Here is a 12,295-nt window from a genome sequence, read left to right on the forward strand (position 1 = left end):
ACGATGCGTAATGTGTGTATTGCCGTTGCTGTCTTTGCCGCACTTGCGGTGACAGTCACTCCGGCCCGTGCGGAAGGTGGACATGGTACGTTTACGGTGGGCTATTTTCAAGTGAAACCGGGTACATTGCCGTCGTTGTCGGGCGGGGATACCGGTGTGAGTCATCTGAAAGGGATTAACGTGAAGTACCGTTATGAGCTGACGGACAGTGTGGGGGTGATGGCTTCCCTGGGGTTCGCCGCGTCGAAAAAGAGCAGCACAGTGATGACCGGGGAGGATACGTTTCACTATGAGAGCCTGCGTGGACGTTATGTGAGCGTGATGGCCGGACCGGTTTTACAAATCAGTAAGCAGGTCAGTGCGTACGCCATGGCCGGAGTGGCTCACAGTCGGTGGTCCGGCAGTACAATGGATTACCGTAAGACGGAAATCACTCCCGGGTATATGAAAGAGACGACCACTGCCAGGGACGAAAGTGCAATGCGGCATACCTCAGTGGCGTGGAGTGCAGGTATACAGATTAATCCGGCAGCGTCCGTCGTTGTTGATATTGCTTATGAAGGCTCCGGCAGTGGCGACTGGCGTACTGACGGATTCATCGTTGGGGTCGGTTATAAATTCTGATTAGCCAGGTAACACAGTGTTATGACAGCCCGCCGGAACCGGTGGGCTTTTTTGTGGGGTGAATATGGCAGTAAAGATTTCAGGAGTCCTGAAAGACGGCACAGGAAAACCGGTACAGAACTGCACCATTCAGCTGAAAGCCAGACGTAACAGCACCACGGTGGTGGTGAACACGGTGGGCTCAGAGAATCCGGATGAAGCCGGGCGTTACAGCATGGATGTGGAGTACGGTCAGTACAGTGTCATCCTGCAGGTTGACGGTTTTCCACCATCGCACGCCGGGACCATCACCGTGTATGAAGATTCACAACCGGGGACGCTGAATGATTTTCTCTGTGCCATGACGGAGGATGATGCCCGGCCGGAGGTGCTGCGTCGTCTTGAACTGATGGTGGAAGAGGTGGCGCGTAACGCGTCCGTGGTGGCACAGAGTACGGCAGACGCGAAGAAATCAGCCGGCGATGCCAGTGCATCAGCTGCTCAGGTCGCGGCCCTTGTGACTGATGCAACTGACTCAGCACGCGCCGCCAGCACGTCCGCCGGACAGGCTGCATCGTCAGCTCAGGAAGCGTCCTCCGGCGCAGAAGCGGCATCAGCAAAGGCCACTGAAGCGGAAAAAAGTGCCGCAGCCGCAGAGTCCTCAAAAAACGCGGCGGCCACCAGTGCCGGTGCGGCGAAAACGTCAGAAACGAATGCTGCAGCGTCACAACAATCAGCCGCCACGTCTGCCTCCACCGCGGCCACGAAAGCGTCAGAGGCCGCCACTTCAGCACGAGATGCGGTGGCCTCAAAAGAGGCAGCAAAATCATCAGAAACGAACGCATCATCAAGTGCCGGTCGTGCAGCTTCCTCGGCAACGGCGGCAGAAAATTCTGCCAGGGCGGCAAAAACGTCCGAGACGAATGCCAGGTCATCTGAAACAGCAGCGGAACGGAGCGCCTCTGCCGCGGCAGACGCAAAAACAGCGGCGGCGGGGAGTGCGTCAACGGCATCCACGAAGGCGACAGAGGCTGCGGGAAGTGCGGTATCAGCATCGCAGAGCAAAAGTGCGGCAGAAGCGGCGGCAATACGTGCAAAAAATTCGGCAAAACGTGCAGAAGATATAGCTTCAGCTGTCGCGCTTGAGGATGCGGACACAACGAGAAAGGGGATAGTGCAGCTCAGCAGTGCAACCAACAGCACGTCTGAAACGCTTGCTGCAACGCCAAAGGCGGTTAAGGTGGTAATGGATGAAACGAACAGAAAAGCCCACTGGACAGTCCGGCACTGACCGGAACGCCAACAGCACCAACCGCGCTCAGGGGAACAAACAATACCCAGATTGCGAACACCGCTTTTGTACTGGCCGCGATTGCAGATGTTATCGACGCGTCACCTGACGCACTGAATACGCTGAATGAACTGGCCGCAGCGCTCGGGAATGATCCAGATTTTGCTACCACCATGACTAACGCGCTTGCGGGTAAACAACCGAAGAATGCGACACTGACGGCGCTGGCAGGGCTTTCCACGGCGAAAAATAAATTACCGTATTTTGCGGAAAATGATGCCGCCAGCCTGACTGAACTGACTCAGGTTGGCAGGGATATTCTGGCAAAAAATTCCGTTGCAGATGTTCTTGAATACCTTGGGGCCGGTGAGAATTCGGCCTTTCCGGCAGGTGCGCCGATCCCGTGGCCATCAGATATCGTTCCGTCTGGCTACGTCCTGATGCAGGGGCAGGCGTTTGACAAATCAGCCTACCCAAAACTTGCTGTCGCGTATCCATCGGGTGTGCTTCCTGATATGCGAGGCTGGACAATCAAGGGGAAACCCGCCAGCGGTCGTGCTGTATTGTCTCAGGAACAGGATGGAATTAAGTCGCACACCCACAGTGCCAGTGCATCCGGTACGGATTTGGGGACGAAAACCACATCGTCGTTTGATTACGGGACGAAAACAACAGGCAGTTTCGATTACGGCACCAAATCGACGAATAACACGGGGGCTCATGCTCACAGTCTGAGCGGTTCAACAGGGGCCGCGGGTGCTCATGCCCACACAAGTGGTTTAAGGATGAACAGTTCTGGCTGGAGTCAGTATGGAACAGCAACCATTACAGGAAGTTTATCCACAGTTAAAGGAACCAGCACACAGGGTATTGCTTATTTATCGAAAACGGACAGTCAGGGCAGCCACAGTCACTCATTGTCCGGTACAGCCGTGAGTGCCGGTGCACATGCGCATACAGTTGGTATTGGTGCGCACCAGCATCCGGTTGTTATCGGTGCTCATGCCCATTCTTTCAGTATTGGTTCACACGGACACACCATCACCGTTAACGCTGCGGGTAACGCGGAAAACACCGTCAAAAACATTGCATTTAACTATATTGTGAGGCTTGCATAATGGCATTCAGAATGAGTGAACAACCACGGACCATAAAAATTTATAATCTGCTGGCCGGAACTAATGAATTTATTGGTGAAGGTGACGCATATATTCCGCCTCATACCGGTCTGCCTGCAAACAGTACCGATATTGCACCGCCAGATATTCCGGCTGGCTTTGTGGCTGTTTTCAACAGTGATGAGGCATCGTGGCATCTCGTTGAAGACCATCGGGGTAAAACCGTCTATGACGTGGCTTCCGGCGACGCGTTATTTATTTCTGAACTCGGTCCGTTACCGGAAAATTTTACCTGGTTATCGCCGGGAGGGGAATATCAGAAGTGGAACGGCACAGCCTGGGTGAAGGATACGGAAGCAGAAAAACTGTTCCGGATCCGGGAGGCGGAAGAAACAAAAAAAAGCCTGATGCAGGTAGCCAGTGAGCATATTGCGCCGCTTCAGGATGCTGCAGATCTGGAAATTGCAACGAAGGAAGAAACCTCGTTGCTGGAAGCCTGGAAGAAGTATCGGGTGTTGCTGAACCGTGTTGATACATCAACTGCACCTGATATTGAGTGGCCTGCTGTCCCTGTTATGGAGTAATCGTTTTGTGATATGCCGCAGAAACGTTGTATGAAATAACGTTCTGCGGTTAGTTAGTATATTGTAAAGCTGAGTATTGGTTTATTTGGCGATTATTATCTTCAGGAGAATAATGGAAGTTCTATGACTCAATTGTTCATAGTGTTTACATCACCGCCAATTGCTTTTAAGACTGAACGCATGAAATATGGTTTTTCGTCATGTTTTGAGTCTGCTGTTGATATTTCTAAAGTCGGTTTTTTTTCTTCGTTTTCTCTAACTATTTTCCATGAAATACATTTTTGATTATTATTTGAATCAATTCCAATTACCTGAAGTCTTTCATCTATAATTGGCATTGTATGTATTGGTTTATTGGAGTAGATGCTTGCTTTTCTGAGCCATAGCTCTGATATCCAAATGAAGCCATAGGCATTTGTTATTTTGGCTCTGTCAGCTGCATAACGCCAAAAAATATATTTATCTGCTTGATCTTCAAATGTTGTATTGATTAAATCAATTGGATGGAATTGTTTATCATAAAAAATTAATGTTTGAATGTGATAACCGTCCTTTAAAAAAGTCGTTTCTGCAAGCCTCACGATCGCCCCCAAAACACATAACCAATTGTATTTATTGAAAAATAAATAGATACAACTCACTAAACATAGCAATTCAGATCTCTCACCTACCAAACAATGCCCCCCTGCAAAAAATAAATTCATATAAAAAACATACAGATAACCATCTGCGGTGATAAATTATCTCTGGCGGTGTTGACATAAATACCACTGGCGGTGATACTGAGCACATCAGCAGGACGCACTGACCACCATGAAGGTGACGCTCTTAAAAATTAAGCCCTGAAGAAGGGCAGCATTCAAAGCAGAAGGCTTTGGGGTGTGTGATACGAAACGAAGCATTGGCCGTAAGTGCGATTCCGGATTAGCTGCCAATGTGCCAATCGCGGGGGGTTTTCGTTCAGGACTACAACTGCCACACACCACCAAAGCTAACTGACAGGAGAATCCAGATGGATGCACAAACACGCCGCCGCGAACGTCGCGCAGAGAAACAGGCTCAATGGAAAGCAGCAAATCCCCTGTTGGTTGGGGTAAGCGCAAAACCAGTTAACCGCCCTATTCTCTCGCTGAATCGCAAACCGAAATCACGAGTAGAAAGCGCACTAAATCCGATAGACCTTACAGTGCTGGCTGAATACCACAAACAGATTGAAAGCAACCTGCAACGTATTGAGCGCAAGAATCAGCGCACATGGTACAGCAAGCCTGGCGAACGCGGCATAACATGCAGTGGACGCCAGAAAATTAAGGGAAAATCGATTCCTCTTATCTAGTTACTTAGATATTGGCCTTGGCTTTATCTCAATATTATATGGATCATAGCTGGCAACTAATTCAGTCCAGTAAATATCCTCAATAGGGAATAATATATGCTTTCCATTCCATCGGGAAAAAGTTTTGTTCAACACACCAAGCTCAATCAACTCACTAATGTATGGGAATTGTTTTGATGTAACCACATACTTCCTGCCTTCATTAAGGGCTGCGCACAAAACCATAGATTGCTCTTCTGTAAGGTTTTGAATTACTGATCGCACTTTATCGTTTTGCATCTTAATGCGTTTTCTTAGCTTAAATCGCTTATATCTGGCGCTGGCAATAGCTGATAATCGATGCACATTAATTGCTAGCGAAAATGCAAGAGCAAAGACGAAAACATGCCACACATGAGGAATACCGATTCTCTCATTAACATATTCAGGCCAGTTATCTGGGCTTAAAAGCAGAAGTCCAACCCAGATAACGATCATATACATGGTTCTCTCCAGAGGTTCATTACTGAACACTCGTCCGAGAATAACGAGTGGATCCATTTCTATACTCATCAAACTGTAGGGGTTGTAATAGTTTATCCGATTTCTCGCTGTAGGGGTACACGAGAACCACCGAGCCTGATGTGGTTAAAAGACAGGCACAATCTTTACTACCGCAATCCACTATTTAAGGTGATATATGGAAGAAGAATTTGAAGAGTTCGAAGAGCATCCTCAGGATGTGATGGAACAATACCAGGACTATCCGTATGACTACGACTATTGATAAAAATCAATGGTGTGGACAATTCAAGCGATGCAATGGATGCAAGCTGCAATCGGAATGCATGGTTAAGCCTGAAGAAATGTTTCCTGTAATGGAAGATGGGAAATATGTCGATAAATGGGCAATACGAACGACGGCAATGATTGCCAGAGAACTTGGTAAACAGAACAACAAAGCTGCCTGATAGTGGCCTTTATTTTTGGCATAAATAACAGAATAAACACTGCACTGTGTATTCATTCCAACGAGTGAATACACGGAGCAATGTCGCTCGTAACTAAACAGGAGCCGACTTGTTCTGATTATTGGAAATCTTCTTTGCCCTCCAGTGTGAGGGCGATTTTTTATCTGTGAGGATATGAACAGATGTCAAACATCAAAAAATACATCATTGATTACGACTGGAAAGCATCAATAGAAATTGAAATCGACCATGACGTAATGACAGAGGAAAAACTTCACCAGATTAATAATTTCTGGTCAGACTCTGAATACCGACTCAATAAACACGGCTCTGTATTAAATGCTGTATTAATCATGCTGGCGCAACATGCTCTGCTTATAGCAATTTCAAGCGACTTAAATGCATATGGTGTTGTGTGTGAGTTCGACTGGAATGATGGAAATGGTCAGGAAGGATGGCCTCCAATGGATGGTAGCGAAGGAATAAGAATTACCGATATCGATACATCAGGAATATTTGATTCAGATGATATGACTATCAAGGCCGCCTGAGTGCGGTTTTACCGCATACCAATAACGCTTCACTCGAGGCGTTTTTCGTTATGTATAAATAAGGAGCACACCATGCAATATGCCATTGCAGGGTGGCCTGTTGCTGGCTGCCCTTCCGAATCTTTACTTGAACGAATCACCCGTAAATTACGTGACGGATGGAAACGCCTTATCGACATACTTAATCAGCCAGGAGTCCCAAAGAATGGATCAAACACTTATGGCTATCCAGACTAAATTCACTATCGCCACTTTTATTGGCGATGAAAAGATGTTTCGTGAAGCCGTCGACGCTTATAAAAAATGGATATTAATACTGAAACTGAGATCAAGCAAAAGCATTCACTAACCCCCTTTCCTGTTTTCCTAATCAGCCCGGCATTTCGCGGGCGATATTTTCACAGCTATTTCAGGAGTTCAGCCATGAACGCTTATTACATTCAGGATCGTCTTGAGGCTCAGAGCTGGGCGCGTCACTACCAGCAGCTCGCCCGTGAAGAGAAAGAGGCAGAACTGGCAGACGACATGGAAAAAGGCCTGCCCCAGCACCTGTTTGAATCGCTATGCATCGATCATTTGCAACGCCACGGGGCCAGCAAAAAATCCATTACCCGTGCGTTTGATGACGATGTTGAGTTTCAGGAGCGCATGGCAGAACACATCCGGTACATGGTTGAAACCATTGCTCACCACCAGGTTGATATTGATTCAGAGGTATAAAACGAATGAGTACTGCACTCGCAACGCTGGCTGGGAAGCTGGCTGAACGTGTCGGCATGGATTCTGTCGACCCACAGGAACTGATCACCACTCTTCGCCAGACGGCATTTAAAGGTGATGCCAGCGATGCGCAGTTCATCGCATTACTGATCGTTGCCAACCAGTACGGCCTTAATCCGTGGACGAAAGAAATTTACGCCTTTCCTGATAAGCAGAATGGCATCGTTCCGGTGGTGGGCGTTGATGGCTGGTCCCGCATCATCAATGAAAACCAGCAGTTTGATGGCATGGACTTTGAGCAGGACAATGAATCCTGTACATGCCGGATTTACCGCAAGGACCGTAATCATCCGATCTGCGTTACCGAATGGATGGATGAATGCCGCCGCGAACCATTCAAAACTCGCGAAGGCAGAGAAATCACGGGGCCGTGGCAGTCGCATCCCAAACGGATGTTACGTCATAAAGCCATGATTCAGTGTGCCCGTCTGGCCTTCGGATTTGCTGGTATCTATGACAAGGATGAAGCCGAGCGCATTGTCGAAAATACTGCATACACTGCAGAACGTCAGCCGGAACGCGACATCACTCCGGTTAACGATGAAACCATGCAGGAGATTAACACTCTGCTGATCGCCCTGGATAAAACATGGGATGACGACTTATTGCCGCTCTGTTCCCAGATATTTCGCCGCGACATTCGTGCATCGTCAGAACTGACACAGGCCGAAGCAGTAAAAGCTCTTGGATTCCTGAAACAGAAAGCCGCAGAGCAGAAGGTGGCAGCATGACACCGGACATTATCCTGCAGCGTACCGGGATCGATGTGAGAGCTGTCGAACAGGGGGATGATGCGTGGCACAAATTACGGCTCGGCGTCATCACCGCTTCAGAAGTTCACAACGTGATAGCAAAACCCCGCTCCGGAAAGAAGTGGCCTGACATGAAAATGTCCTACTTCCACACCCTGCTTGCTGAGGTTTGCACCGGTGTGGCTCCGGAAGTTAACGCTAAAGCACTGGCCTGGGGAAAACAGTACGAGAACGACGCCAGAACCCTGTTTGAATTCACTTCCGGCGTGAATGTTACTGAATCCCCGATCATCTATCGCGACGAAAGTATGCGTACCGCCTGCTCTCCCGATGGTTTATGCAGTGACGGCAACGGCCTTGAACTGAAATGCCCGTTTACCTCCCGGGATTTCATGAAGTTCCGGCTCGGTGGTTTCGAGGCCATAAAGTCAGCTTACATGGCCCAGGTGCAGTACAGCATGTGGGTGACGCGAAAAAATGCCTGGTACTTTGCCAACTATGACCCGCGTATGAAGCGTGAAGGCCTGCATTATGTCGTGATTGAGCGGGATGAAAAGTACATGGCGAGTTTTGACGAGATCGTGCCGGAGTTCATCGAAAAAATGGACGAGGCACTGGCTGAAATTGGTTTTGTATTTGGGGAGCAATGGCGATGACGCATCCTCACGATAATATCCGGGTAGGCGCAATCACTTTCGTCTACTCCGTTACAAAGCGAGGCTGGGTATTTCCCGGCCTTTCTGTTATCCGAAATCCACTGAAAGCACAGCGGCTGGCTGAGGAGATAAATAATAAACGAGGGGCTGTATGCACAAAGCATCTTCTGTTGAGTTAAGAACGAGTATCGAGATGGCACATAGCCTTGCTCAAATTGGAATCAGGTTTGTGCCAATACCAGTAGAAACAGACGAAGAATTTCATACGTTAGCCGCATCCCTTTCACAAAAGCTGGAAATGATGGTGGCGAAAGCAGAAGCAGATGAGAGAAACCAGGTATGACAACCACGGAATGCATTTTTCTGGCAGCGGGCTTCATATTCTGTGTGCTTATGCTTGCCGACATGGGACTTGTTCAATGACACCTCAGCAGGAAAACGCCCTTCGCAGCATTGCCCGTCAGGCTAATTCTGAAATCAAAAAAAGCCAGACAGCAGTTTCCGGATAAAAACGTCGATGACATTTGCCGTAGCGTACTGAAGAAGCACCGCGAAACGGTAACGCTGATGGGATTCACACCGACTCATTTAAGCCTGGCAATCGGCATGTTAAACGGCGTCTTTAAGGAACGATGAACATGAAAAGCAAAATCATCAGGGAGCTACAGGCTCCTTTTTTATTATTCGCATTCACCCTCAAGCGTATTAACCAACAGTTCAGGGATTAATGAAAGATGGCAGACATCATTGATTCAGCATCAGAAATAGAAGAATTACAGCGCAACACAGCAATAAAAATGCGCCGCCTGAACCACCAGGCTATATCTGCCACTCATTGTTGTGAGTGTGGCGATCCGATAGATGAACGAAGACGCCTGGTCGTTCAGGGTTGTCGGACTTGTGCAAGTTGCCAGGAGGATCTGGAACTTATCAGTAAACAGAGAGGTTCGAAGTGAGCGAAATTAACTCTCAGGCACTGCGTGAAGCGGCAGAGCAGGCAATGCATGACGACTGGGGATTTGACGCAGACCTTTTCCATGAATTGGTAACACCATCGATTGTGCTGGAACTGCTGGATGAACGGGAAAGAAACCAGCAATACATCAAACGCCGCGACCAGGAGAACGAGGATATTGCGCTAACAGTAGGGAAACTGCGTGTTGAGCTTGAAACAGCAAAATCAAAACTCAACGAGCAGCGTGAGTATTACGAAGGTGTTATCTCGGATGGGAGTAAGCGTATTGCTAAACTGGAAAGCAACGAAGTCCGTGAAGACGGAAACCAGTTTCTTGTTGTTCGCCATCCTGGGAAGACTCCTGTTATCAAGCACTGCACTGGTGACCTGGAAGAGTTTCTGCGGCAGTTAATCGAACAAGACCCGTTAGTAACTATCGACATCATTACGCATCGCTATTACGGGGTTGGAGGTCAATGGGTTCAGGATGCAGGTGAGTATCTGCATATGATGTCTGACGCTGGCATTCGCATCAAAGGAGAGTGAGATCGGTTTTGTAAAAGATAACGCTTGTGAAAATGCTGAATTTCGCGTCGTCTTCACAGCGATGCCAGAGTCTGTAGTGTCAGATGATGACCGTACTCAAACATCGGGTTGAGTATTATCTTACTGTTTCTTTACATAAACATTGCTGATACCGTTTAGCTGAAACGACATACATTGCAAGGAGTTTATAAATGAGTATCAATGAGTTAGAGTCTGAGCAAAAAGATTGGGCGTTATCAATGTTGTGCAGATCCGGTGTCTTGTCTCCATGCAGACATCACGAAGGTGTTTATGTAGATGAAGGTATAGATATAGAGTCGGCATACAAATATTCCATGAAGGTTTATAAGTCTAATGAAGACAAATCCCCATTCTGCAATGTGCGAGAAATGACTGATACCGTGCAAAATTATTATCACGAGTACGGTGGAAACGATACTTGCCCTCTCTGTACAAAACATATAGATGATTAAACCCAATATTACATAACAATCCTCGCACTCGCGGGGATTTATTTTATCTGAACTCGCTACGGCGGGTTTTGTTTTATGGAGATGATAAATGCACTTCCGAGTCACAGGAGAATGGAATGGAGAGCCATTCAACAGAGTTATCGAAGCGGAGAACATCAACGACTGCTACGACCACTGGATGATATGGGCGCAGATAGCACATGCAGACGTAACCAATATTCGAATTGAAGAACTGAAAGAACACCAAGCCGCCTGATGGCGGTTTTTTCTTGCGTGTAATTGCGGAGACTTTGCGATGTACTTGACACTTCAGGAGTGGAACGCACGCCAGCGACGTCCAAGAAGCCTTGAAACAGTTCGTCGATGGGTTCGGGAATGCAGGATATTCCCACCTCCGGTTAAGGATGGAAGAGAGTATCTGTTCCACGAATCAGCGGTAAAGGTTGACTTAAATCGACCAGTAACAGGTGGCCTTTTGAAGAGGATCAGAAATGGGAAGAAGGCGAAGTCATGAGCGCCGGGATTTACCCCCTAACCTTTATATAAGAAACAATGGATATTACTGCTACAGGGACCCAAGGACGGGTAAAGAGTTTGGATTAGGCAGAGACAGGCGAATCGCAATCACTGAAGCTATACAGGCCAACATTGAGTTATTTTCAGGACACAAACACAAGCCTCTGACAGCGAGAATCAACAGTGATAATTCCGTTACGTTACATTCATGGCTTGATCGCTACGAAAAAATCCTGGCCAGCAGAGGAATCAAGCAGAAGACACTCATAAATTACATGAGCAAAATTAAAGCAATAAGGAGGGGTCTGCCTGATGCTCCACTTGAAGACATCACCACAAAAGAAATTGCGGCAATGCTCAATGGATACATAGACGAGGGCAAGGCGGCGTCAGCCAAGTTAATCAGATCAACACTGAGCGATGCATTCCGAGAGGCAATAGCTGAAGGCCATATAACAACAAACCATGTCGCTGCCACTCGCGCAGCAAAATCAGAGGTAAGGAGATCAAGACTTACGGCTGACGAATACCTGAAAATTTATCAAGCAGCAGAATCATCACCATGTTGGCTCAGACTTGCAATGGAACTGGCTGTTGTTACCGGGCAACGAGTTGGTGATTTATGCGAAATGAAGTGGTCTGATATCGTAGATGGATATCTTTATGTCGAGCAAAGCAAAACAGGCGTAAAAATTGCCATCCCAACAGCATTGCATATTGATGCTCTCGGAATATCAATGAAGGAAACACTTGATAAATGCAAAGAGATTCTTGGCGGAGAAACCATAATTGCATCTACTCGTCGCGAACCGCTTTCATCCGGCACAGTATCAAGGTATTTTATGCGCGCACGAAAAGCATCAGGTCTTTCCTTCGAAGGGGATCCGCCTACCTTTCACGAGTTGCGCAGTTTGTCTGCAAGACTCTATGAGAAGCAGATAAGCGATAAGTTTGCTCAACATCTTCTCGGGCATAAGTCGGACACCATGGCATCACAGTATCGTGATGACAGAGGCAGGGAGTGGGACAAAATTGAAATCAAATAATGATTTTATTTTGACTGATAGTGACCTGTTCGTTGCAACAAATTGATAAGCAATGCTTTTTTATAATGCCAATTTAGTATAAAAAAGCTGAACGAGAAACGTAAAATGATATAAATATCAATATATTAAATTAGATTT

The 12,295-nt window shown here is 47.4% G+C and carries 22 protein-coding genes; 20 read left to right on the forward strand and 2 right to left on the reverse strand.

The features are described 5' to 3' along the window. The first annotated feature begins 3 nt into the window (after positions 1-3). From lom to ACQQ6X_RS25405, 4 genes are all read left to right on the forward strand, one after another. Positions 4-624, forward strand: a complete 621-nt coding sequence (lom, locus tag ACQQ6X_RS25390; protein ID WP_001246632.1) for an outer membrane beta-barrel protein Lom — start codon at positions 4-6, stop codon at positions 622-624. Positions 625-688: 64 nt separating this feature from the next. Beyond that, on the forward strand, positions 689-1,894 hold the full coding sequence (locus ACQQ6X_RS25395) for a prophage tail fiber N-terminal domain-containing protein (protein ID WP_015979255.1): 1,206 nt from the start codon (positions 689-691) through the stop codon (positions 1,892-1,894). Between the two features lie 173 nt (positions 1,895-2,067). After that, positions 2,068-3,012, forward strand: a complete 945-nt coding sequence (locus tag ACQQ6X_RS25400; protein ID WP_015979257.1) for a phage tail protein — start codon at positions 2,068-2,070, stop codon at positions 3,010-3,012. Next, positions 3,012-3,596, forward strand: a complete 585-nt coding sequence (locus ACQQ6X_RS25405; protein WP_015979258.1) for a tail fiber assembly protein — start codon at positions 3,012-3,014, stop codon at positions 3,594-3,596. The genes ACQQ6X_RS25400 and ACQQ6X_RS25405 overlap by 1 nt, the downstream gene beginning before the upstream one ends. A gap of 128 nt (positions 3,597-3,724) precedes the next feature. Here the strand turns inward: ACQQ6X_RS25405 and ACQQ6X_RS25410 are convergent, their stop codons facing one another. Beyond that, positions 3,725-4,270: a hypothetical protein gene (locus ACQQ6X_RS25410; RefSeq protein ID WP_430493516.1), complete on the reverse strand. Its 546-nt coding sequence runs from the start codon at positions 4,268-4,270 to the stop codon at positions 3,725-3,727. 338 nt (positions 4,271-4,608) lie between these two features. Here ACQQ6X_RS25410 and ACQQ6X_RS25415 point away from each other — a divergent pair, with 338 nt between their 5' ends. Beyond that, the gene (locus tag ACQQ6X_RS25415) at positions 4,609-4,932 is read left to right on the forward strand and encodes an antitermination protein N (protein WP_001564525.1); all 324 of its coding nucleotides are present in this window, start codon (positions 4,609-4,611) and stop codon (positions 4,930-4,932) included. Here the strand turns inward: ACQQ6X_RS25415 and ACQQ6X_RS25420 are convergent, their stop codons facing one another. Further along, the gene (locus ACQQ6X_RS25420; protein ID WP_223248937.1) at positions 4,933-5,484 is read right to left on the reverse strand and encodes a superinfection exclusion B family protein; all 552 of its coding nucleotides are present in this window, start codon (positions 5,482-5,484) and stop codon (positions 4,933-4,935) included. It abuts the gene before it with no gap. A gap of 197 nt (positions 5,485-5,681) precedes the next feature. Here ACQQ6X_RS25420 and ACQQ6X_RS25425 point away from each other — a divergent pair, with 197 nt between their 5' ends. The 15 genes from ACQQ6X_RS25425 to ACQQ6X_RS25495 all read left to right on the forward strand — a co-directional run bounded on the left by ACQQ6X_RS25425 (position 5,682) and on the right by ACQQ6X_RS25495 (position 12,157). Continuing rightward, the gene (locus ACQQ6X_RS25425; protein ID WP_000213975.1) at positions 5,682-5,882 is read left to right on the forward strand and encodes an antirestriction Ral family protein; all 201 of its coding nucleotides are present in this window, start codon (positions 5,682-5,684) and stop codon (positions 5,880-5,882) included. Positions 5,883-6,064: 182 nt separating this feature from the next. Further along, the gene (locus ACQQ6X_RS25430; protein WP_000065374.1) at positions 6,065-6,433 is read left to right on the forward strand and encodes a DUF2528 family protein; all 369 of its coding nucleotides are present in this window, start codon (positions 6,065-6,067) and stop codon (positions 6,431-6,433) included. 72 nt (positions 6,434-6,505) lie between these two features. After that, the gene (locus ACQQ6X_RS25435) at positions 6,506-6,670 is read left to right on the forward strand and encodes a protease FtsH-inhibitory lysogeny factor CIII (protein WP_001198861.1); all 165 of its coding nucleotides are present in this window, start codon (positions 6,506-6,508) and stop codon (positions 6,668-6,670) included. Next, positions 6,639-6,782 (forward strand): host cell division inhibitory peptide Kil, encoded by a 144-nt coding sequence (kil, locus tag ACQQ6X_RS25440; protein WP_000372937.1) that lies wholly within the window; start codon positions 6,639-6,641, stop codon positions 6,780-6,782. Before ACQQ6X_RS25435 ends, kil begins: the two co-directional genes overlap by 32 nt. Before the next feature lie 74 nt (positions 6,783-6,856). Next, on the forward strand, positions 6,857-7,153 hold the full coding sequence (locus tag ACQQ6X_RS25445) for a host-nuclease inhibitor Gam family protein (RefSeq protein ID WP_000995451.1): 297 nt from the start codon (positions 6,857-6,859) through the stop codon (positions 7,151-7,153). A 5-nt stretch (positions 7,154-7,158) separates the two neighbouring features. Further along, positions 7,159-7,944, forward strand: a complete 786-nt coding sequence (gene bet, locus ACQQ6X_RS25450; RefSeq protein WP_000100844.1) for a phage recombination protein Bet — start codon at positions 7,159-7,161, stop codon at positions 7,942-7,944. Then, a complete protein-coding gene (locus ACQQ6X_RS25455) occupies positions 7,941-8,621 on the forward strand; it encodes a lambda exonuclease family protein (protein WP_000186853.1) in 681 nt (226 codons plus the stop codon). The genes bet and ACQQ6X_RS25455 overlap by 4 nt, the downstream gene beginning before the upstream one ends. After that, positions 8,618-8,800 (forward strand): DUF1317 domain-containing protein, encoded by a 183-nt coding sequence (locus ACQQ6X_RS25460; RefSeq protein WP_000149542.1) that lies wholly within the window; start codon positions 8,618-8,620, stop codon positions 8,798-8,800. The genes ACQQ6X_RS25455 and ACQQ6X_RS25460 overlap by 4 nt, the downstream gene beginning before the upstream one ends. Then, entirely contained in the window at positions 8,773-8,964 is a 192-nt protein-coding gene (locus tag ACQQ6X_RS25465) for a DUF1382 family protein (protein ID WP_015979260.1), read from the forward strand. The genes ACQQ6X_RS25460 and ACQQ6X_RS25465 overlap by 28 nt, the downstream gene beginning before the upstream one ends. A gap of 391 nt (positions 8,965-9,355) precedes the next feature. Beyond that, positions 9,356-9,577 (forward strand): TraR/DksA family transcriptional regulator, encoded by a 222-nt coding sequence (locus tag ACQQ6X_RS25470; protein ID WP_000763367.1) that lies wholly within the window; start codon positions 9,356-9,358, stop codon positions 9,575-9,577. Further along, positions 9,574-10,122 (forward strand): ead/Ea22-like family protein, encoded by a 549-nt coding sequence (locus ACQQ6X_RS25475; RefSeq protein ID WP_001289873.1) that lies wholly within the window; start codon positions 9,574-9,576, stop codon positions 10,120-10,122. The genes ACQQ6X_RS25470 and ACQQ6X_RS25475 overlap by 4 nt, the downstream gene beginning before the upstream one ends. Positions 10,123-10,313: 191 nt before the next feature. Then, positions 10,314-10,595 carry a hypothetical protein gene (locus ACQQ6X_RS25480; RefSeq protein ID WP_000026224.1) on the forward strand — a complete coding sequence of 94 codons (282 nt, stop codon included), beginning with the start codon at positions 10,314-10,316 and terminating at the stop codon, positions 10,593-10,595. 88 nt (positions 10,596-10,683) lie between these two features. Then, positions 10,684-10,851, forward strand: a complete 168-nt coding sequence (locus tag ACQQ6X_RS25485; RefSeq protein WP_000545733.1) for a hypothetical protein — start codon at positions 10,684-10,686, stop codon at positions 10,849-10,851. Between the two features lie 39 nt (positions 10,852-10,890). Then, positions 10,891-11,109, forward strand: coding sequence for an excisionase (locus tag ACQQ6X_RS25490; protein WP_002414258.1), 219 nt, complete (start codon positions 10,891-10,893; stop codon positions 11,107-11,109). Next, positions 11,087-12,157, forward strand: coding sequence for a tyrosine-type recombinase/integrase (locus tag ACQQ6X_RS25495; RefSeq protein WP_000533640.1), 1,071 nt, complete (start codon positions 11,087-11,089; stop codon positions 12,155-12,157). The genes ACQQ6X_RS25490 and ACQQ6X_RS25495 overlap by 23 nt, the downstream gene beginning before the upstream one ends. The last annotated feature ends 138 nt before the right edge of the window (positions 12,158-12,295 follow it).

The organism is Paenibacillus ottowii (genome assembly GCF_050516475.1).
GTDB lineage: Bacteria > Bacillota > Bacilli > Paenibacillales > Paenibacillaceae > Paenibacillus > Paenibacillus ottowii.

What these genes read in the sequence shown, in the direction of transcription:
- lom (WP_001246632.1), top strand. Translation starts at nt 4, where the DNA reads ATGCGTAATGTGTGTATTGCCGTTGCTGTCTTTGCCGCACTTGCGGTG.
- ACQQ6X_RS25395 (WP_015979255.1), top strand. Translation starts at nt 689, where the DNA reads ATGGCAGTAAAGATTTCAGGAGTCCTGAAAGACGGCACAGGAAAACCG.
- ACQQ6X_RS25400 (WP_015979257.1), top strand. Translation starts at nt 2,068, where the DNA reads ATGACTAACGCGCTTGCGGGTAAACAACCGAAGAATGCGACACTGACG.
- ACQQ6X_RS25405 (WP_015979258.1), top strand. Translation starts at nt 3,012, where the DNA reads ATGGCATTCAGAATGAGTGAACAACCACGGACCATAAAAATTTATAAT.
- ACQQ6X_RS25415 (WP_001564525.1), top strand. Translation starts at nt 4,609, where the DNA reads ATGGATGCACAAACACGCCGCCGCGAACGTCGCGCAGAGAAACAGGCT.
- ACQQ6X_RS25420 (WP_223248937.1), bottom strand. Translation starts at nt 5,484, where the DNA reads ATGAGTATAGAAATGGATCCACTCGTTATTCTCGGACGAGTGTTCAGT.
- ACQQ6X_RS25425 (WP_000213975.1), top strand. Translation starts at nt 5,682, where the DNA reads ATGACTACGACTATTGATAAAAATCAATGGTGTGGACAATTCAAGCGA.
- ACQQ6X_RS25430 (WP_000065374.1), top strand. Translation starts at nt 6,065, where the DNA reads ATGTCAAACATCAAAAAATACATCATTGATTACGACTGGAAAGCATCA.
- ACQQ6X_RS25435 (WP_001198861.1), top strand. Translation starts at nt 6,506, where the DNA reads ATGCAATATGCCATTGCAGGGTGGCCTGTTGCTGGCTGCCCTTCCGAA.
- kil (WP_000372937.1), top strand. Translation starts at nt 6,639, where the DNA reads ATGGATCAAACACTTATGGCTATCCAGACTAAATTCACTATCGCCACT.
- ACQQ6X_RS25445 (WP_000995451.1), top strand. Translation starts at nt 6,857, where the DNA reads ATGAACGCTTATTACATTCAGGATCGTCTTGAGGCTCAGAGCTGGGCG.
- bet (WP_000100844.1), top strand. Translation starts at nt 7,159, where the DNA reads ATGAGTACTGCACTCGCAACGCTGGCTGGGAAGCTGGCTGAACGTGTC.
- ACQQ6X_RS25455 (WP_000186853.1), top strand. Translation starts at nt 7,941, where the DNA reads ATGACACCGGACATTATCCTGCAGCGTACCGGGATCGATGTGAGAGCT.
- ACQQ6X_RS25460 (WP_000149542.1), top strand. Translation starts at nt 8,618, where the DNA reads ATGACGCATCCTCACGATAATATCCGGGTAGGCGCAATCACTTTCGTC.
- ACQQ6X_RS25465 (WP_015979260.1), top strand. Translation starts at nt 8,773, where the DNA reads ATGCACAAAGCATCTTCTGTTGAGTTAAGAACGAGTATCGAGATGGCA.
- ACQQ6X_RS25470 (WP_000763367.1), top strand. Translation starts at nt 9,356, where the DNA reads ATGGCAGACATCATTGATTCAGCATCAGAAATAGAAGAATTACAGCGC.
- ACQQ6X_RS25480 (WP_000026224.1), top strand. Translation starts at nt 10,314, where the DNA reads ATGAGTATCAATGAGTTAGAGTCTGAGCAAAAAGATTGGGCGTTATCA.
- ACQQ6X_RS25485 (WP_000545733.1), top strand. Translation starts at nt 10,684, where the DNA reads ATGCACTTCCGAGTCACAGGAGAATGGAATGGAGAGCCATTCAACAGA.
- ACQQ6X_RS25490 (WP_002414258.1), top strand. Translation starts at nt 10,891, where the DNA reads ATGTACTTGACACTTCAGGAGTGGAACGCACGCCAGCGACGTCCAAGA.
- ACQQ6X_RS25495 (WP_000533640.1), top strand. Translation starts at nt 11,087, where the DNA reads ATGGGAAGAAGGCGAAGTCATGAGCGCCGGGATTTACCCCCTAACCTT.